This is a genomic window from Paenibacillus sp. JJ1722, assembly GCF_048282685.1.
In the GTDB taxonomy this organism is placed as follows: Bacteria; Bacillota; Bacilli; order Paenibacillales; family Paenibacillaceae; genus Paenibacillus; species Paenibacillus polymyxa_B.
Genome location: NZ_CP182500.1, coordinates 1,562,218 through 1,583,509, shown reverse-complemented (window position 1 = coordinate 1,583,509; position 21,292 = coordinate 1,562,218). Strand labels below are relative to the sequence as shown.

General features: G+C 42.3%; 8 protein-coding genes and 1 pseudogene. 3 read left to right on the top strand and 6 right to left on the bottom strand.

Annotation, left to right across the window (positions count from 1 at the left end; genetic code table 11):
* Positions 1-5: 5 nt before the first annotated feature.
* Together ACM1ND_RS06960 and ACM1ND_RS06955 are read right to left on the bottom strand one after the other, a co-directional pair.
* On the bottom strand, positions 6-770 hold the full coding sequence (locus tag ACM1ND_RS06960) for a metal ABC transporter ATP-binding protein (RefSeq protein ID WP_023987614.1): 765 nt from the start codon (positions 768-770) through the stop codon (positions 6-8).
* A gap of 14 nt (positions 771-784) precedes the next feature.
* On the bottom strand, positions 785-1,756 hold the full coding sequence (locus ACM1ND_RS06955; protein ID WP_053324903.1) for a metal ABC transporter solute-binding protein, Zn/Mn family: 972 nt from the start codon (positions 1,754-1,756) through the stop codon (positions 785-787).
* A 236-nt stretch (positions 1,757-1,992) separates the two neighbouring features.
* Between ACM1ND_RS06955 and ACM1ND_RS06950 the strand changes: the two genes are divergently transcribed.
* Complete coding sequence (locus ACM1ND_RS06950) at positions 1,993-2,769, top strand: DUF3153 domain-containing protein (protein WP_418027380.1); 777 nt, start codon at positions 1,993-1,995, stop codon at positions 2,767-2,769.
* Positions 2,770-2,961: 192 nt separating this feature from the next.
* On the opposite strand, the gene ACM1ND_RS06945 is transcribed toward ACM1ND_RS06950, so the two are convergent.
* The 3 genes from ACM1ND_RS06945 to ACM1ND_RS06935 form a co-directional block, all read right to left on the bottom strand.
* Entirely contained in the window at positions 2,962-3,387 is a 426-nt protein-coding gene (locus ACM1ND_RS06945) for a thiol-disulfide oxidoreductase DCC family protein (RefSeq protein WP_023987611.1), read from the bottom strand.
* Between the two features lie 130 nt (positions 3,388-3,517).
* Positions 3,518-3,844 carry a hypothetical protein gene (locus ACM1ND_RS06940; RefSeq protein WP_025722703.1) on the bottom strand — a complete coding sequence of 109 codons (327 nt, stop codon included), beginning with the start codon at positions 3,842-3,844 and terminating at the stop codon, positions 3,518-3,520.
* 123 nt (positions 3,845-3,967) lie between these two features.
* Complete coding sequence (locus ACM1ND_RS06935) at positions 3,968-4,387, bottom strand: organic hydroperoxide resistance protein (protein ID WP_013309264.1); 420 nt, start codon at positions 4,385-4,387, stop codon at positions 3,968-3,970.
* 261 nt (positions 4,388-4,648) lie between these two features.
* On the opposite strand from ACM1ND_RS06935, the pseudogene ACM1ND_RS06930 reads away from it, so the two are divergent.
* Positions 4,649-5,053: pseudogene (locus ACM1ND_RS06930) on the top strand (manganese catalase family protein); the annotation flags it as partial.
* A 236-nt stretch (positions 5,054-5,289) separates the two neighbouring features.
* Complete coding sequence (locus ACM1ND_RS06925) at positions 5,290-6,609, top strand: Nramp family divalent metal transporter (RefSeq protein WP_104496430.1); 1,320 nt, start codon at positions 5,290-5,292, stop codon at positions 6,607-6,609.
* A gap of 78 nt (positions 6,610-6,687) precedes the next feature.
* Here ACM1ND_RS06925 and ACM1ND_RS06920 read toward each other — a convergent pair whose 3' ends face one another.
* A complete protein-coding gene (locus tag ACM1ND_RS06920; protein ID WP_418027378.1) occupies positions 6,688-21,279 on the bottom strand; it encodes an amino acid adenylation domain-containing protein in 14,592 nt (4,863 codons plus the stop codon).
* Positions 21,280-21,292 lie beyond the last annotated feature (13 nt).

Genomic DNA, 21,292 nt, shown 5'->3' with positions numbered 1-21,292 from the left:
ACTGCTCACCTCACTCCGAGTATCGTACCGGAATCCGGGCCTGTTTTGAGTATACTCAGACGTCCGCCATACGTACGCTGCAGATTTTCCTCGGTAAAAATATCTGTCGTCTCTCCAAACGCCATCAGATGCCCGTTCAACAGCATAACCTGGTCAAAATAATCCGTGACCGTAGATAAATCATGATGAACGACAAGCACGGTTTTACCCTGCTGTTTCAGATCGTTGAGCAATGAAATAATGGCTTTTTCTGTTGCAGCGTCCACACCGACAAACGGTTCATCCATAAAATAAAGCTGAGCATCCTGCGCAAGTGCTCTGGCTAAAAAAACACGTTGTTGCTGACCGCCAGACAATTGACTAATCTGCCTGTCTGCATATTTGCTCATTCCAACCTTGTCCAAACTCTCCATCGCAGCCTGACGATCTGCTGCTCCCGGACGCTTAAACCAGCCCAATCTGCCATACCGTCCCATCATAACCACATCCAATGCGTTCGTCGGAAAATCCCAATCCACCGACTCCCGCTGTGGTACATAGCCAACCTTGAGTAGCTGTTGCTTGTAGGGCTTGCCATAGACCAGCACCTCGCCCCTAAGCTTTGGAATCAGTCCAAGCGCTGCCTTGATCAGTGTAGATTTCCCAGCCCCGTTCGGACCGATAATACCAATCAGCTTGCCTTCCGGCACCTCAAAGGAAACATCGAACAAAACGGGCTTTTTTTGATAAGCTACCGATAAATCACGAACGACAAGTGGTGAATGCCCCATGTATCTCTGCCTCCTTATTTAAGAGCTTTAACAATCGTATTAACGTTATGCTTGACCATTCCAATATATGTTCCATCTTCTGTGCCCTCTTCACCCATGGCATCCGAATACAGCTCGCCACCAACCTTAATTATATGACCTTGCTGAGCGGCCCCCTGAATAACCGCATCTATGGCCTTTCTCGGAACACTAGATTCTACGAATATAGCCTTGATTTTATGTTCGACCAGATAATCTCGCAGCTTGGTCACATCTTGAGAACCCGCTTCTGATTCTGTGCTCATACCTTGAAGTCCTCTCACTTGAATGTGGTAGGCATCTCCGAAATAGCCGAAAGCATCATGTGCCGTGACAAGCACGCGCTGGGCTTCCGGTATACTGGCAATCTGCTCTCTCGTGTAATCATCCAGCTCTCGCAGCTCAGTAAGATAGCTTTCTGCGTTGGCCTTATATTCCTCCGCATGAACAGCGTCTAGCGCCGACAATTCATCTCTGACGGTTTCTACCGCAGACATCCAATTCTGTACGTTAAACCAGATATGTGGATCATGCTCAGATCCCATTTCCGGGCTACCTGCACGCAAGTGATCCTGGGCGATGTTTTTGGACACGGATATGACGGGTTTTTGCTTGCTGATTTTCTCCAGAATGTCCTGCATTTTTCCTTCCAGATGCAACCCGTTATAAAAAATAACGTCGGCCTGATCCAGCTTGCGCATATCTCCCTGAGAAGCCTTGTACAAATGCGGGTCAACGCCTGACTTCATAATTCCCGTGACCTCCACATAATCACCGCCGACCTTGCCGACAATGTCAGAGATCATACCGATGGTAGCCGTAGCCTTTATTTTTTGTCCCGCCTCTCTCGCAGTTCCCTGCTCCTTCTTCTTAGCATCGGTACATGCAGTCGCTAGAACTAGAGCTAGAGACAACACTCCAACCGTCGTTACCCATCGCGGCAAAGCCTTCTTAAACTGCTTGTTCATGTTTTAAAATCCTCCTTTGAATATTCGTTTTAAGACAAACTATTTCCTTGATTCAATTATTTTTTATCAATACTATATTTTAGAGTATACACTAAAGTTTTTACCTAGGGAAACATTTTATAAAATATAATTCTTATGTATTTCGTTATACCGTTCGATTTTCGTTCTCCCAATGTGTAATATATAGAAGATATCCAGTCATTAAACCAAAGAATACATATAAAGAGGTGCAGGTCATGGAGCCAACAGGATACAGCCCTTATCGGAACAAACGTCGGCAAGTTCGGATACGAAAAATACTGCTCATTTTTATGCTGGTGTGCTGTCTGCTTGCCCTAACTTCCTGTGCTCGAGGTGACATCCATGTAGATGTTCATCTCGATCAAAGTGTAGATATGGATGCAACGTTCAGTGTAAACAACCAGACACTGATGATGTTGGACAATCCCGGGCTGCTAGATCGATTAGTCAAGCGTATTCAAAGCAACAATGTAGATGTACAGCCGCTAGCTGAACAGGGAAGAAAGGGATATCAAATCAAGGGACATTATCAAGGAGATTGGAGCACAAACAAAAAAAATCCCAGTCAGGGATTAAATCTACCTGAGGGATTAGAAATAAAGCGTACTGTGAGTCAACATTTTTTCACAACGAATATTGATCTTACCATGAAGCTCGATCTACCACGGATGCTTCCTAAAGAAGCTCAAGGACTGAGTGACAAATTTGAGCAAATGAATGTGTTTGCGCGCAAATTACTGGAGCGGCAGCTGGATCTTAACTTCAGCCTATCCTTACCCATCCAACCTGCTACCAATAATGCGGACCGTGTGTCGGAAGACGGAAAAACACTATATTGGGACATTGCTCCTTTGGAATCTAACGAGCTAAAATTGTCTGTTAACGTACCCAATGTACGACATATCGTGTATGTAGCTGTTACGAGCCTGATACTGATCGTGCTCGCTGTGATCTTACTAATTCGTAGACATCGCTCCAAAAAAGAAACTTAAAAAAGCAACTAAAAGTGCGTGTTCAAAAAGTCGGCTTTTCAGGACCGAGAAGGTTGGATGAAGCTAGGGACTGAGTAGCGGAGCGTAGACAGATCTACGTGAGCAACGGAAGGCCCGGCTGAATTCAAGATTCGACGTCGAATCCGCTTCTTGATTAGCTTCGTTATGGAAAGACGACTTTTTGAACAACCTCTAAAAAAATCGTTGTCTAATTTCTGGTGGGGGGATCTGACATTGATCCTCTTCATCCTTGCCAAACCAACGATATCGGTTACGCGCCACCCAGTTATAGACGGCATTGCGCACAAAGCGGGGAACCAGGATGAACACATAGGCCAGCGGATATGGAAAACGAAGACGTTTGGCAATTCGTAAAGCTGCGGTTGACCTTGTATAATACGTACCGTCTTCAATCAGCACGAACGTATCCAGCTGATCTGTAGATAGTCCTCCTGCACGTAATAGTTCTTGTCCTGCCTCAGATTGCAGGGAACCAAAATGAAATGTTCCCTTAGGGTCACGCTTGATAATAAAGCGTGCCGCTCCCTGACAAAAATGGCACACCCCATCCACCAACACAATGGAATGATCTGAATGGGCATGATCAGACTGGTTCATAAATGCATTTCACCTCCAGAGAAATCAACGGCATGAATACCAGCAACGCAATCATATGAATATAAACAAAAAAACGCCGAAAGTATCCGACGCTTGTTTAGAAATGTATAGTCTTTACCTGTTCGAAAAACTAGCTCAATGCTTTCTCAAACAGCTGTTTCGTATTAATTTGCTCTAAAAACTCCTCATGGAACTTATCCATACACTTGCAGATAAAATCCTTATGGCATACCGGGCAAGGCGTCGTTAGCAGTCGACTAATATTCGTCAAGGTCCACTCCGGATTACGTTGAGAAAAAACGCGGCACTCCGTTCCATCGGCCAAACTCATTTTAAACTCATAAAGCCCTTCTTTTTCGTTGCTGCCAGCCAGCGTGAAATTAACAATATTCGGTCTGTAAGACATCATATCACCCGTATTTTTCAAATTTGTTTCGTACCTGATGACCAGAATCACCTAAGCCATCTTAATGAATTTTGGCGATGATGTCAAATGGTCGCGAATCTCAGCTAATCAAGATCTATGTGCAAAAGCCGCCAATAAATCGGCGGCCAGAGTGTAAAAGTTATAGAAATGCAGTCAAATGACATTGAGCTCGACATCAATGTTACCGCGTGTTGCTTTGGAGTATGGACAAAAATCATGTGCTTGGCGTGCCAAATCTTCGGCCTGGGCGCGTTCAATACCAGGTATTTTCACATCCAGACGTACCGCCAGCTGGAAGCCGCCATCGCTTGGGTCCTTGCCGATAGATACGTGGCTGGTGACCTCAACATTGTCCACCTTCACCTTAGCCTTTCGGGCTACATTAGCCAATGCGCTCTCATAGCAGGCACCATAGCCTGCCGCAAACAATTGCTCCGGATTCGTAGCTTCTCCACCTGCGCCACCCAGTTCCTTCGGCGTACTGAGCTTATGCTTCAAAACCCCATCAGATGAAGCGACTGAACCGTCTCTTCCACCATGTACCGTTGCTGATGCTGTGTATAATGCTTCCATGATTTCATCTCTCCTTCTCTATATTATTTGCATTCCGCAGGAATCTATCGTCATGTTAATACATGATTTCCTTCTCGTATGTACTTTAAACGAACTACACAAAATGAATCATTTAAAACATGGAAGTTAACTGATTTATTTACCGTTTAATTCCACCTCACCTTGTTTACACTATATGTTATAAGCCCCTAACTTGATGGGCTGTCAACATGTGTCTTGAAGGTTTACTCGCATCATTTTATTGTACCTGCTCAGACTTCCATGACTGACAACCCTGTCGCACGCGAGATCGTAGGCTACTTGTTGGTGCGGGGTGGAGTCCATGTGATGGCCTATGCCAAAGCGTTGGAAAAGCTTACAGGCGTAGAAATGACCAAAATGCTTCCGATTCCGAACTTGGAGAATAAAGCCTTTTCTGAAACGCGTAAATTCGAAGAAAAAGGATTGCACCGGGCTATTTATCGTTTCAGTCCGAATGACTACAAGGAAATTGATAAAATATGGAACGGCGTTCACCCGGAAGATGGACAACCTTTGTATGTTAAAGACGGTCCTCCCGAAGGAGCTCCCATCCCCGATTTGGAGGAAAAGCCAGAAATGTTCTCCCCAGGACTATCCTCGGAAGAAATTGAGGAACTGGCTGCACGGCTCTCCCGCAATATTTAAAAGATGTAATTTTAAAAAAAACCAAAACGACCAAGCTGCTCCCCTCAGAGCGATATAGCTTGGTTTTTCTATTGTTCTGCTTTATACGATGGCTATATTGCTTCAAAAATACGATTAACTTGCTTGACCACACAAAAGTTGCACTAGACAAAAACTATTGTGGGTGTACAATAGGGATAACACAATCGTTATGTCACTAATAATATATTTCAACATCAATAAAGAAGGTGAAGCGTATGAAAAATACAAAGGGCAACTTCGCGGAAATCGCTTCACTATCGGAAGTGAATCGTTCCTTGAGCGTCCCGAAAGACGGGACTTGGTTTCGGAAGTTTCTTGCCTTTGCTGGACCCGGCTATATGGTCGCAGTCGGCTATATGGACCCCGGCAACTGGGCCACAGACATCGCTGGCGGATCAAAATTCGGCTACACGCTGCTTAGTGTCATTCTAATCTCCAACCTGATGGCCATCCTGCTGCAAGCCTTATCCGGCAAGCTTGGCATTGCCACAGGTAAAGATTTGGCTCAAATGTGCCGTGATGCCTACAGTCGTCCTGTCGCCATCGGCTTATGGCTCTTGTGCGAAATTGCCATTGCAGCCATGGATTTGGCCGAGGTCATCGGTTCAGCCATTGCGCTGAAGCTGCTGTTCGGTCTACCGTTACTATACGGAGTTATCATTACAGCATTTGATGTTATGCTCATTTTACTGCTGCAAAACAAAGGTTTTCGGGCATTGGAAACACTTGTCATTGTGCTAATGGCGACGATTGCCGGCTGTTTTGGCATTAATCTCCTTTTGGCACAACCGGAATGGGGCGGCGTATTGGGCGGCTTTGTACCAGACTCGCAAATTTTGACGAATCCGAGCATGCTGTATATTGCCATCGGTATTATGGGCGCTACCGTAATGCCGCATAACCTGTATCTGCATTCTTCTATTGTACAAACTCGCAAATTTGAGCAGACTTCAGCAGGTAAACGGGAAGCCATTACATTTGCAACTTGGGATTCCAGTATAGCGCTGATGTTCGCATTATTTATTAATGCCGCTATCTTGATCGTGGCAGCTGCTGTATTCCATACGGCAGGAAGAACAGATGTAGCCGAAATTAGTGATGCCTATTATCTGCTTTCGCCACTACTGGGAACCACACTGGCGAGCATACTATTTGGGGTGGCGTTACTCGCCTCAGGTCAAAATTCAACCGTAACAGGCACTTTAGCTGGACAAATCGTGATGGAGGGTTTTTTGAATCTTCGTCTTTCACCTTGGTTGCGTCGTCTAGTGACCCGCCTCATCGCGATCATTCCAGCGGTCATCGTCACTGCCATCGCAGGGGAAAAAGGTGCAGAGGAACTGCTTGTACTGAGCCAGGTCATCCTGTCCATCCAGCTTCCCTTTGCCATCATTCCATTACTGCTCTTTACCAGCGACAAAAAGATTATGGGTGAATTCGCAAATAAAATGTGGCAAAAAGTATTAACCTGGATCGTGACCGCTGTCATTATCATCTTGAATGTGGTGCTCATTGTACAAACGATATCAGGTTGACAGACCGTTTGGATACAACCATTAAAAAGAGGTATTCCACAGGCCAAAACAGCCAAGGAACACCTCTTTTTTTATCGTTTATTTTTCCAATGTGTTTAGAATCAACTCTGCATTCTGTTCAACAAATGTAGCATCAAGCATGCTTTCATGATCTCCATAACCATCACAAATGGAATACTCTCCACTTGTAGAATGCTCCCACATTCGGATATCTCCACGTATATGTTTACTTTGACTCTGAAGAGATTTAATAACATGAATATGAGCGGCAACTTGTCCAGAATTCATTAAATTATCCAAATACGCATAGTATCTTTGAATCTTCTCGCCAACATGATGATGGAAAAAATCCCCTTCACTTTGCAATTGTGGATATTTTTCTAACATAAGATCTACCGTTTCTTTCGCATATTTACGACTCTCTTCCGTTGTAAGCCGCTCTGAATTTATTTCTGTAATGTAAAATGAGTCCAATAAAATGAGCTGGCGAACCTTATCCCCCTGTTTTTCAAGAGCTTTTGTAATTTCAAAAGCCAAATTGCCTCCCGCTGAAATCCCTAGAAATACGTAAGGTCCCTCTGGCTGAACTTCTTTTATAAGACGGATATATTCTGCAATGAGACGGTTCTGTTCGATCTCAAGAAAGTTGAAACTGTACAATCGATAGGAACCAAGGAATTCAGCAAGCCTTTGATATACAACCCCTAAAGCAACTACCGGCGGAAAACAAAATATGTTTCGGTCTCCTTCTCCCTGTGGATTAAACAACATTCTTTCGTTAGAAAGGTCACTAATCTGCGTCTCAGGTGAAGAAACTAGGGACGCCATCTCTCGAATAGTTGGTGTCACAAATATCTGTCGAATTGGAAGCTCTATTCCGTGCCCTGTAGCTAATCTCGCCACAAATTTAATTACACTTGTCGAATCCACCCCCAGTTCAAATAAAGAATCGTCTATGCTAATGGAACTGTACTCTAAAATCTCTTCCCAGATTCGTACCATAATACACTCCATCTCCGTCACTGGAGCTTCATATTTCTTTTGAAATATGGTTTTAGCCGATGGCTCTGGCAGTGCTTTTCGGTCTAATTTACCATTAGGTGTTAAAGGAATTTGTTCAAGACCAATAAAATGGGTAGGCACCATGTAATTTGGCAATGTACGACTAATACCTTCTTTAATATCCTGGATGCTCAAACTTGGTTGGGTCACAATATACGCGCACAGTATTTTATTTCCTCTCGAATCCGGGGTATACAAAACCACTGCTTCCTTTACTCCAATAGTTTGAAGAATTTGATTTTCGATTTCGCCAAGCTCTACACGATAACCACGGATTTTTACTTGCTGATCGTTACGTCCCAAAAATTCAATATATCCTTTTGAATTCAGAATTCCTTGGTCTCCAGTGCGATATAACCTGCCAAACTTCGGATGATTTAAGAATGAAGATGCCGTTTTTTCTTCTTCGTGAAGATAACCTTTGGCTAAACCAGCGCCTCCAATATAAAGCTCACCTTTTACACCTACTGGACAGAGTTCCTGATCGTAATTCAATACATAATAAGTTTGGTTAGCTAATGGCATACCGTAAGGTATGGAGGCCCAGTCTTCATGTACTTCATATACAGGATAATAAATGGACCAAATAGAAGCCTCTGTTGCCCCGCCCATACTTACTACGTTCGCGTGAATATATTGTCTGCGAATTTTATCCGGTAGACTGAGAGGTACCCAGTCTCCACTAAGAATGACCAAACGCAAAGAACTGTTTTTCTTACGCGATCCAGACGACGAAGGGATATTATTCCAGTAATAACATCTTTCCTCTTCTTCTCCAAGCACATGGTTCAACATCAAGTCCATTATAGCTGGTACGGAGTTCCAAATTGTAATTTTATGTTCCTCAAGTGTCTTGGCGACTTCAGTAATATCACGTTGATCATCAATAAGTACGATAGCCGCTCCAACCGCTAACGCTCCAAATAGATCATAAACCGATAAATCGAAACACATGGATGACAATCCAATTATACGATCCTGCTCATTCACATTGAATTTACGATTAATATCCTGCACCGTATTAGCTACTGCCCCATGTGTAACAATGACTCCTTTAGGTTGGCCTGTACTGCCTGAAGTATAAATCACGTAGGCTACATCATCAGGATCATGTTCGACCGGGAGTGCTTCACCAGAATAAACTGCTAATCCTTCCTTAACGTATAGATCCGGTTCAAACGTTAATTTACAACCACTGTGATCCCTAATATATTCACGACGTTCCTCCGGATAATCAGGATCAATCGGCACATAAGCCGCTCCGGCCTTCAATATACCTATTATATTCACAATGGTTTCAATACTCCGATTGGCTAATACACTAATAAAATCTCCACGACACACGCCATGTTCATGTAAATAGCGAGCCACCCTATTCGAACGTTCATTTAACTCCTGATAAGTGATGTGGCTGTTCTTATGAATCACCGCAAATGCCTCTGGCCAACGAACAACCTGCTGTTCAAACAAGGAATCGAGTGTAGAGCTTGGAATTTCTTCACAAGTATCATTAAAAGCTGAAATCAGATGATGATTTTCACGTCCCCATGGGAACCTATTTGCCGCATCTGAGTTTAAGGAAAATTCCAGCAGCATAAAGTACTGGTCAAACATCGCTTTAATTAATTCCGAATCAAACAGTTGTTCAACATAATCCCAAGTGATCGTGAGTCCGCCATCTACTTCCAGAACCTGATAATCTAAAAAAACTTGAGAGGTTTGAGAAACCGCTGTCTTTACATCCCCCATAAAATAAATAGACTCATCTGTACCTTTTCCTGTATCCAGTAACATGCTTGTGAATACGATGGGCATCGCTGCCTTATGGGTTTCAGCACCACGTTGGCGTATAATCTCTCTGATAAATTGAATTCCGTCGTAGTGCCTATGTTCGAGCGCCTCCATCAACACGTTTTGCACGGATTCAGCTTGCTCCCAGAAAGATTTCCCTCCTTCAAGCGTGATGTCAAGCAACATAACAGACGTAAAGTCGCCAATCATCTTATATACATCTTTATGAAATGGATAACGATTAAAAATAGTACAATTGAGCGCTAATTGAGATTGATTGCTCCAGTAAGACAACACTTTGGCAAATACAGTACATAGTACTGCAGTTGGTGTCAGGTGATTCTTTTGTGAAACTTGCTTTAGCTTTTCGTATAGTTCCCTATTTAAGTGTTTGGTTGCCCTTTTGAAGCGCGGTTGTACAATCATGCTTGGAAAGGAAATATACGGCAAGGAAGGTGGATCAGGAAAGTTATTCAATTTGTTCATCCAATACTGCCGATCCCTCTTATATATTTCCGAAGATTTGAATGCCGTATAAGCCATCATATAATCTCTGAAAGTAATATCCACACCTGCCAGATCTAAGTCTGGATCATGGTAAAATTTCATAATTTCCTGGTGAATAAATTGAAAGCTCGCCCCATCCGTTATTAACATGTCATAACCAATAAAAAGATAAAACGTTTCTGCAGAACATTGATAAGCCTTATACTCGAATAGAGGCCACTGATCAGTCTTGAAAATGTAGTGAGACATGCGCTCTCTTTCCGTCAGTATTCTCTGTTCCTGAGCTTCCTTGGAGAGATCCTCAATCGGGATAATCTCAATTTGGTATTCTGGCATATGATCTAATATTTTCTGCTGTCCGCTCGGCAAAATAATCGTCCGAAGCATAGTATGACGTTCAATAACTTTTTGTAGAGCTCGATTAAACCGATTCATGTTCAATGAAGTTTCTAACTCAATATATACGTGTGTCGACACTCCACCCATTTCAAAATGGTTCTCGCGTCCCATCAGATAAGCCATCTGTACATCAGTTAACGGAAACGGTTCGTACATATGTTCCGGATCAGGTGTTAACTCCGGATACACGATGGCCGCTTGTGTATCTACGCCTTCCTCGATCCGTTCTGACAGCTTCGCTATGGTATAATGCTGCAGAAAGTCTCGTAGATTCAAATCTATTCCCATTTCCCTACTTATTCTTGTTCGGATTTGCACCATCAGAATCGAATTTCCACCCAATTCAAAAAAATGATCATGGATTCCAATTCGTTCGACTCCCAATACCTCTTTCCATATTTCCGTCAGTTTCTGTTCCGTTTCATTTCGTGCTTCTTCGTATTTCAACTCCATTTGCTGCTCCACATTCGGCATCGGCAGCTCTCTTCGATTTACCTTGCCATTTGGGGATAATGGTATTTTCTCCAGTTCGATATAATACGACGGCACCATATAATTCGGTAGTTCTCGCTGTAAATATATTCGCAGTTCCTCTGAGGTTACTTCCTCCCCATCTGGAACATAGTATGCACATAGAAATGCGTGATTACGGTCATCCCTTTGTTCCATTACCACTGCATTTTTGATGAATTCATGTGCTAGCAGACGCCCCTCAATTTCTCCTAACTCTACTCGGTACCCCCGAATCTTTACTTGCTGATCCTTCCGTCCCTGAAATTCGATATAACCTGCCGGACGCCATACTCCATAATCTCCGGTTCGGTATAATCGGCCCAGCTCTGGATGTTCCACGAAAGATTCTTGGGTTTTCCGTTCATCATTCAGATAACCTGCTGCAAGCCCCGTCCCACCAATGTACAGTTCCCCTTGTACATGGACCGGGCAAGGCTTTAGCTCATAGTTCAGTACATACACCTGCTGGTTCGCCAGCGGTCTACCATAAGGAATCGAGGCGGTCTGTCCATCCCATTCCCTGATTGGGTAGTAGATGGACCAGATCGAGGCTTCGGTCGCTCCTCCCAAGCTAATCACTTCTGCATGTGGACAATGTCGCTTAATTTTCTCTGGCAAGTGCAGCGGTATCCAATCCCCGCTAAGCAACACCGTTCGAATTCCATCATTGTAAAAGTCAGCCGTGACGTTGGCGAGCACCATTTCCATAATAGCCGGTACGGAATTCCATAGGGTGATGCCTTGATGCTCTATCGTGTATATTACATCATCGACATCCCGCTGATCGTCAATCAATACCAATGCCGCTCCGGCTGCCAAAGCACCAAATAGATCATACACGGACAGATCAAAACACATAGAGGACAAACCTATCATCCGGTCTTGCTCATGAATACCGAATTTATGATTAATATCCTGAATCGTATTGGCTGCTGCTCCATGAGTTGTGATTACGCCCTTGGGTCGGCCTGTGCTGCCCGACGTATAGATCACATACGCCACATCGTCCGGATGATACTCAGTCGGCAGAGCTTCGTCTGAATATCCTGCTACTCCGGCTGTATCGTACAACTCCGGTTCTACAGTTAGCTTACATTGACTGTGCTCGTGAATGTAGTAGCGCCGTTCTTCCGGATAGTCCGGATCTACCGGTACATAAGCTGCTCCGGCTTTTAAAATACCTATAACGTTAGCAACAGTTGCTATACTCCGACTCGCCAATACGCTAACATAATCACCACGACATACACCCTGCCCTTGCAAGTAACGGGCTATTTGATTTGAACGTTTCTGCAGTTCTCCATACGTAAAGCATTCATCCTTGTGCATTAATGCTACTACTTCTGGAGTGCGTACTGCTTGCTCCTCGAACAGGCCATGCAAGGTAGTGTATGGTATCGGTTTCTCTGTATTATTGTAGCTCTCCATCAACTTCGTTTCTTGTTCAGTAATTCTCATGCAATTAGTATTCAGAGTTAGTGTATCAATATATTGCTTGAACATTGAATGAATTACATTTTCATCAAATAGTTGCTCAACATAGTCCCAAACGATTCTCAACGAACCATTGTCCTCAAAAAGTTGGTGATCCAAATACACTTGAGACGTCTGTCCGGCCCCCAATTGTATCTCACCTAGTTCATACCAACTAACTTCGCCTCTTTCCTTGCTCCCCAGCAGCATGCTTGTAAAAACAACAGGCATAACAGCACGATTACCATAATTATGGTATTTAGATATTTCCCGTATCAATTCAATACCATCATAATGCCGATGCTCAAGTGATTCTAAAAGGCGTTCCTGGATCCGTTTAGCTCTCTCCCAATACCCTTTCTCGGATCTGAAATCAATTTCTATTAAAATTACGGAAGTAAAATCTCCAATCATGTCTTTTACATCTTGATGAAACGGCAGTCTGTTGAAAACGGTCAAACTCACGGCTAAATGAGGCTGATTACTCCAAAAAGCCATCACTTCTGCATAAGCAGTAAGAAGAGCGGCCGTAGGCGTTATATTGTACTGATACGCCTGCTTTTTAATTTTCTCCCAGGTTTCTCTATCAATTTCTTGCTCCAGACGGCAAAAACGAGGCTTAGTCACACCGGACGGATCCGCTTTCAAAGGAAGTTCCGGAGCTGAAGGAAAATCCTCCAATTTATTCAACCAATACAGTTTGTCCTTTGTATAGGTTTCTGAATTTTTAAAATGCTGCAATGCCAAAATATAGTCCCTGAATGTGCTCTGTAACTGTGATGGCATCCAATTGGGCTCATGATAGAATTTAACCAGCAGCTTGCCGATCAGCTGAATACTTGCTCCATCCGTAATCAACATATCGTAGCTGACAAACAAATAATGAATTCCTTCAGATAATTTAAAAGCTTTATATTCAAAGAGCGGCCATTGGTCTGTTGGAAATACATAATGAGACATTCTCTCTCTTTCTGACACTATCCGTTCTTGTTGCTCAGACGAACTCAAATGGGTAAGGTCAACCACTGTTATTCGATATTCCGGTACGTTCTCCAGAATAACCTGCTCTCCGGTAGGAAATACGACTGCGCGCATCATGGGTTGATGTTTAATGACCTGTTGTAATGCACAATTAAGTCTGTCTAAATCAAAGTCTGTTTTGATTTCAGTATATCCATGCGTTGACACTCCACCCAGCTCAAAATGGTTTTCGCGTCCCATCAGATAGGCCATTTGCACGTCCGTTAGCGGAAACGGTTCATACATATGCTCCGGATCAGGTATTAACTCTGGATACACGATGGCCGCTTGTGTATCTACACCTTCCTTCATCCGTTCTGACAGCTTCGCTATGGTATAATGCTGCAGAAAGTCTCGTAGATTCAAATCGTTTCCCATTTCCCTGCTTATTCTTGTTCGGATTTGCACCATCAGAATCGAATTTCCACCCAGTTCAAAGAAATGATCATGGATTCCAATTCGATCGACTCCCAATACCTCTTTCCATATTTCCGTCAGTTTCTGCTCTGTTTCATTTCGTGCTTCTTCGTATTTCGAATCCATTTGCTGCTCCACATCCGGGATCGGCAGCTCTCTTCGATTCACCTTGCCATTAGGAGATAACGGTAGTTTCTCCAGTTCCATATAATGCGACGGCACCATATAATTCGGCAGTTCCCGTTGTAAATATATTCGCAGTTCCTCCGGGGTCACTTCCTCCTCATCTGGAACATAGTATGCACATAGAAATGCGTGATTGCGGTCATCCCTTTGTTCCATCACCACTGCATTTTTGATGAATTCATGTGCCAGCAGGCGTCCTTCAATTTCTCCCAGCTCTACCCGATACCCCCGGATCTTGACCTGCTGATCCTTTCGTCCCTGAAATTCGATATAGCCTGCCGGACGCCATACTCCATAATCTCCGGTTCGGTATAATCGGCCCAGCTCTGGATGTTCCACAAACGATTCCTGGGTTTTCCGTTCATCATTTAGATAACCTGCCGCAAGCCCCATCCCACCAATGTACAGTTCCCCTTGTACATCCGCCGGACAAGGCTTTAACTCATAGTTCAGCACATACATCTGCTGGTTCGCCAGCGGTCTGCCATAAGGTATCGAGGCGGTCTGTCCATCCCATTCCTCGATTGGGTAGTAGATGGACCAAATTGAGGCTTCTGTTGCTCCTCCCAAGCTAATCACTTCTGCATGCGGACAATGTCGCTTTATTTTCTCAGGCAGCTGTAGCGGTATCCAGTCCCCACTGAGCAACACCGTTCGAATTCCATTATTGTAAAAGTTAGCCGTGACGTTGGCGAGCACCATTTCCATAATAGCCGGTACGGAATTCCATAGGGTGATCCCTTGATGCTCTATCGTGTAGATGACATCATCAACATCCCGTTGATCGTCAATCAATACCAATGCCGCTCCGGCTGCCAAGGCACCGAACAGATCATATACAGACAGATCAAAACACATGGAGGACAAACCTATCATTCGGTCCTGCTCATGGATGCCGAATTTATGATTAATATCCTGAATCGTATTGGCTGCTGCTCCGTGTGTTGTGATCACGCCCTTCGGTCGGCCTGTGCTGCCCGATGTATAGATCACATACGCCACATCGTCCGGATGATAATCCATTGGAAGAGCTTCGTCTGAATATCCTGCTACGCCGGCTGTATCGTACAACTCCGGTTCTACAGTTAGCTTACATTGACTGTGCTCGTGAATGTATTGGCGCCGTTCTTCCGGATAGTCCGGATCCACCGGTACATAAGCTGCTCCGGCTTTTAAAATACCTATAACGTTAGCAACAGTTGCTATACTCCGACTCGCCAATACGCTAACATAATCACCACGACATACACCCTGCTCTTGTAAGTAACGAGCTATTTGATTTGAACGTTTCTGCAGTTCTCCATACGTAAAGCATTCATCCTTATGCATTAAGGCCACTGCTTCTGGAGTACGCGTTGCCTGCTCCTCGAACAACCCATGCAAGGTGCTAGGCGGTAAAGCCTTGTTCGTATTGTTGTATAATCGGATAGCTTCCTCATTCTCTATTTCAATTTCCAGATTTGAAGAATAAATAGCTTTTATCAAAAGAGAATCAATGATTTGCGTAAACTGTCTGAACATACCTTCAATCATTTCTGGCGAAAACAATTCCTCTACATAATCCCAAAATAACCATAATTCATCCGCTACTAACGTAGCCTGAAAATCAATATAGACCTGTGAGGTTTGCGTTATTCCTGTTTTCAAGTTTCCTAATTGTTCAAGACCGGGTATGCGTTCTGTTTTATTTTCAGAAAGCACAGAGGTAAAAACATACGGAATTACAGCCTTTCCATGTCTAATCCCATGATGTCTCACAATATCCCTAATAAACTCAACACCCTCATAGTGGCGATGCTCCAATGCATCAATTAATACAGACTGAACATCTTTGGCCTTTTCCCACAATGACGTACCAGGTTTAAATGAAATGCCGAGCAACAGGTTTGATGTAAAGTCACCCACAATATGTTCTACCTGTTCATGAAAAGGGTACCGATTGAAGACTGTAAGATTAATGGATATATTTTCCTGATTCCCCCACATGGAAAGAAGATATGAATAAATGGTCGCGAGCAAAGCAGATGGGGTCACTCCATTTTGTAAAGCCAGCTTTTTTAAAGAAATCCACTGTTGTTGATTGTATATCTTCTCTTTTCTTTGAAATTTTGGTGCTGTTATTTGTTCTGGATTACATTGTAAAGGGAGAACAGGCGCTAATGGAAAATCTTCAATTTTATTAAGCCAGTATTTTCGATCCAGCTCATATATTTCAGAATGCTTCAAATCTAAATAAGCAAGAACATAATCGCGGAAGCTGAAGTCCAATTGGGGCAATTCGGCATTCGGATTGTGATAGAAATACATCAGATCACGACCGATAATATCCATACTTGCTGCATCAGCAATGAGTAAATCCCTGCCCATACATAATAGACATTTATTATTCTCAAGCTGAAAAGCCTTAAATTCGAACATCGGCCACTGTTCAGGAACAAACACATGGTGTGACATCCGGCTTCGTTCCAGATGAATTCGTTCCTCTTGTTCTCTTCTTGTCAGGAATCGAAGATCTTCTATAGCCATTTGATATTCAGGCACGTCTTTAAGAATAACCTGCTCGCCGCTTGGCATGATAATTGCTCTTAGCATCGGGTGTCTCTGAATGACTTTATTCAAGCATTGATTAAAACGTACTATGTCAACGTCAGTCTCCACCTCGGTATACACATGAGTGGAAACGCCGCCCATTTCAAGCTCATCATTTCGACCTAGAAAATATGCCATCTGAATATCAGTTAGCGCAAAAGGAGCGTATATTTGTGCTAAATCGGGAAGCGCTGTCGGGTATATTTTTTCACTAAGCTCTCTTGTTCCACATGTTATGCAATGATTTATAATTTCTAAGAGATGTTTCTTGAAATTCAAGGCAACTTCGGTCAGTGTATCTTCATCATATTCATGCTTATTGTATATAAAAGAAATTCTTAGCTCGTCCTCCATGACTGCTGCCGTTATATCAATGGAATAACTTCGCTCTGATTGCGGATCAAGCATTTGTCCCTGAGACATATCAGAAAGAGTAAAAACTCCCTGATCTATACTTTGGGAAAATTCACCTAAATAGTTAAAGCAAACTTCAGGACGAAGTTTCCACTTCATTACTTTATTGTGTTCCAGAGCAGTAACATATCTTAATAAACCGTATCCGATCCCTTTTTTCGGAATTTGGCGCAATGTTTGTTTTACATGTTGAACAGTATCCTGTACAGAGCAAGATAACGGAAGATCAATTACTACAGGATACATTGTTGTAAACCAACCGATCGTCCGAGAGACATTATTATCAGGGACTATATCTTCTCTCCCATGCCCCTCCAAACCGATAAGAATCTGGGTATGATCTGTCCAATCTCGGAATGCACTCCCTAATGCGGCTAACAATATATCATTAATTTCCGTATTGTAAGCCTGGTTGGAATGACGAAGCAGATTGTCTGTGTCCTGCTTGGATAGTTGCATATTAATCGATCTCGTATCCTTGATAAAGTTGGTTGAACATGTGTGATCCTTAGGCAGAGGCTCAATATGCCGCTGATCCATATTCATCCAGTATGGAATCTCATCAAGTAATACCGGACTGTTCGCATACTCCTCCAGTGCGCTAGCCCAGCTCTTATAGGAAGTCGTCCTATACGGTAATGAAGGCTTTTCTCCAGAACTAAGCTGTTTATAAACCTGTGTGATATCTTCCAGCAATATTCGCCAAGAAACACCGTCGATTACTAGATGGTGCGCAACAATAAGGAGATGATCCCCTTCAATGGTTTGGAATAGTCCCAATTTCAGTAGAGGGCCTGTAGTTAAATCCATACTCATATGAATCTTTTCTGAAAAATTTGCGATACGATCCCTTACATCAAATTCACTTGATAGATCTACAACCTGCAACCAAGCTGACTCTTTCATTCCCTGATTTGTTTGTACAATAGAGTCTTGCTCGCTTGCATACATCATACGCAGAGCATCATGATGATAAATAATATAATTCATCGTTTCTTGAAGGATGTCAGGTTCAAACCCTTCTTTTCTATACAACATAAAAGACTGATTCCAATGATGCCGTTGTATCCCCTGATGTTCAAAAAACCACTTTTGAATAGGCGTAAGCGGAATGATCCCTTCAACGACACTCTGATCTACAACTTTTGTTTGTACAGCCAACACCTGAGTTAATTGTGCAATCGTCGGATTCGCAAAAATATCTTTAATTCCGATATGCACCTTATGACGTTGTAAACGTGATGACACTTGAATGGCTTTGATAGAATCTCCCCCAAGCGCAAAAAAATGGTCGTGAATACCCACTTTTTCTACACCCAGAACTTCTTTCCATATCTCTGATGTCACTCTTTCAATATGATTTCTTGGGGGTGTGTAGCCTGTAGATACCTTTACTGTGATGTCCGGTATTGGTAAATTCCTACGATCAATCTTTCCGCTTTGCGATAGTGGGAATCTGTCTAACTTTATAAAATAAGACGGCACCATATAATCTGGAACAGACTGGACAAGATAGTCTTTTATAGCATTTTCATCAATAGATTGAGATCCAATAATATATGCGCATAAATATCTATTATTTTCGCCATCCATACATAATGTAACTAATACTTGCTGAATACCTGCATATTGTAGGAGAACGTTTTCTATTTCTCCAGTTTCAATTCGGTACCCCCGGATTTTGATCTGAAAGTCTTTTCTCCCCATGTACTCAATATTTCCATCATTCATCCATCTTGTTAAATCGCCTGTTTTGTACATATGTTGACCGATTCTAAATGGATCTCTTACAAATTTCTCTTCTGTTGCTTCAGGAAGATTCACATATCCTGCTGATACGCCCGTACCCGAAATACATAATTCTCCTGCTACACCAACTGGCTGTAATTGATCATCCTGGTCTATAATATACATTTGAATATTATCTATCGGCTTGCCGATTGGGATGGAATCCATCTTAAAATCAGAAGGACAATCAAAATAAGAATCGTGTATAGTACCTTCAGTCGGTCCATATAGATTAGAGAAAACAATGCTTTTATCTCTTCTCCATACATCGTTAAACCGTTGAACATGCCTGCATGTCAGTGCTTCTCCACTGGTAAACACTTTTTGTATAGATGATAAACGCTGAATATGTCCTTCCCCATATTCCAAATAGTCTAAAAATGCATGTAACATGGATGGCACAAAGTGGATTACGGTCACTTTTTTTTGTTCAACTGTATGGATTATGCTCTCAGGATCTTTTTCAGCTCCAGGCTCCAACAAACATAGAGTCGCTGCGCCCTGAAAATACCACCAGCACAATTCAAACACGGACACATCAAAAGTGTAGGCTGTTTTTTGCATGATAACATCCGCTTCTGTGATCGAATACTTTCGTTGCATCCACAAAATATTGTTGACAACGGACCGATGCTGAACTATTACCCCTTTCGGCTTGCCGGTAGAACCTGATGTGTATATGATGTAAGCCACATCATCAGGATGATTAACACAATTAAGATTGGTGTTATCCTCGTTATCAGACAAACTTATATCCATGAGCAGGATTTCTATTTCTAAACCTACAAGGCGTTCATTCCATCTTGTCTTTGTTAAGACAAGGTTAGCTCCACTGTCTTGCAGCATATAACGAACACGGTCTTTGGGATAGTCGGGATCAATAGGTATATAAGCACCACCAGCCTTATGAATCGCCAATATAGCTATGATCATTTCAAATGATCTTTCAACCATTATTCCAACGCTCTGGTTACTACATACTCCCTTGCGTCGTAGTATTCTGGCTAATTGATTGGCACGTTTGTTAACCTCTTCATAGCTCATATTTTCTTCACCAAGGATCAGGGCGGTTTTGTCAGGATAAGCTATAGCTCTGTCCTCAAAAAATTCGTGTAAATTTTTCAGGTCAGAAAAAACATGTTCTGTGTTGTTGAATTCTGTTAATATGCGTTCTTTTTCATCTGGTGTGAGAATTGAAATATTTCTAACAAGTATATGTGGATTTTCAGTGATGGCAGTTGTGACCGCACGAATATGTCCAGCAATCTTTTGAATATCTTCATTTGAATAGCAAAATGCATTATATTTTAAGCATACAGATATTTCCTCAGAGGGTATCACAATGATATTGAAATCATAGTTTGTCTGATCTTTTAATTCAAAATCATAGATTTTCAACTCATGTACATGCTGTCCGTCTAATAAATTGAATTCCAAAGGTACATTTTCAAAAACTACAATATGATTAACTAAATTCTCTTTCAGAGGCGTAGGCGCTTGTATCTTCATCAGAGGATAATGACTATGCTCTTGGGACTCAATCATTTGCTCATGGATTAATGACAACAGGTCTTCAAAATGGATATCTTGCTCGAACTTTATTCTTACTGGATTGGTATTGATAAATATTCCGATCATTTGGTCGATTCCGGAAACCGCTGCATGCCTTCCTGAAACGACTGTCCCAAAAACCACATCATTGGTATTATTATATCTTTTTAGCACGATGCTCCAGATTGCTTGAATAACAGCGTTCATCGTTACACGATAGGCAAGTGCCAATTCCTTAAGTTTTTTAGTCATTTCCCGATCGAAGGTAAAATTAACTTGTTCCTGCAAATAACCTTCCTTTTTCTGTTTTGGTTTCCATGGTAGACCAGTGGACTGTTCAATCCCCTCTAAATACTGGTTCCAGTATAAACTTGCAGAATCTTGATCCTGTTGTTTAAGCCATTCGATATAATTTTGAAAAGAGTGGATTTCCTTTAGATCAGGTGATCGTTGCGTAGATAAGGCACTATATATTTCAAAAAGCTCTTGTACTATCGCACTCAAGCTCCAACCATCCACAATAATATGATGAAAGCTTAGAAGTAACCGAAAATGTTGCAGGTCTGTCTGAAATACAGTAAGCCGAACAAGCATTTCAGCAGTTACATCGAAACCTTTAATTTTTTCCTCACTAGCATAATGAGATATAAACTCCATCTGACTATTATGATTCATTTCAGTCAAATCTTGAAAAATCATTCTATTTTCCAGATGGTCTACGACCATTTGAATGGGTCGCTTCGCTTTATCAACATTAAAAAGCGTACGGAAAACATCATGTCGCTGTACAAGCAATTGCATACTCTTATTCATAATGTCTAGTGAGAGAGGCCCTTCCACACTGAAAAAAAGCTGAACTATAAAATTACCCTGATTTTCTTCACGCAATGTATGGTACAGAATTCCTTCCTGCATTGGTGTTAGCGAATAAATCTTTTGTAAAAGTTGTTTAGACGACATGACTAGTTCCCTC

Coding starts and splice junctions, on each gene's coding strand:
- ACM1ND_RS06945 (WP_023987611.1), bottom strand. CDS start 3,387: ATGAACCAGTCTGATCATGCCCATTCAGATCATTCCATTGTGTTGGTG.
- ACM1ND_RS06920 (WP_418027378.1), bottom strand. CDS start 21,279: ATGTCGTCTAAACAACTTTTACAAAAGATTTATTCGCTAACACCAATG.
- ACM1ND_RS06960 (WP_023987614.1), bottom strand. CDS start 770: ATGGGGCATTCACCACTTGTCGTTCGTGATTTATCGGTAGCTTATCAA.
- ACM1ND_RS06955 (WP_053324903.1), bottom strand. CDS start 1,756: ATGAACAAGCAGTTTAAGAAGGCTTTGCCGCGATGGGTAACGACGGTT.
- ACM1ND_RS06925 (WP_104496430.1), top strand. CDS start 5,290: ATGAAAAATACAAAGGGCAACTTCGCGGAAATCGCTTCACTATCGGAA.
- ACM1ND_RS06935 (WP_013309264.1), bottom strand. CDS start 4,387: ATGGAAGCATTATACACAGCATCAGCAACGGTACATGGTGGAAGAGAC.
- ACM1ND_RS06950 (WP_418027380.1), top strand. CDS start 1,993: ATGGAGCCAACAGGATACAGCCCTTATCGGAACAAACGTCGGCAAGTT.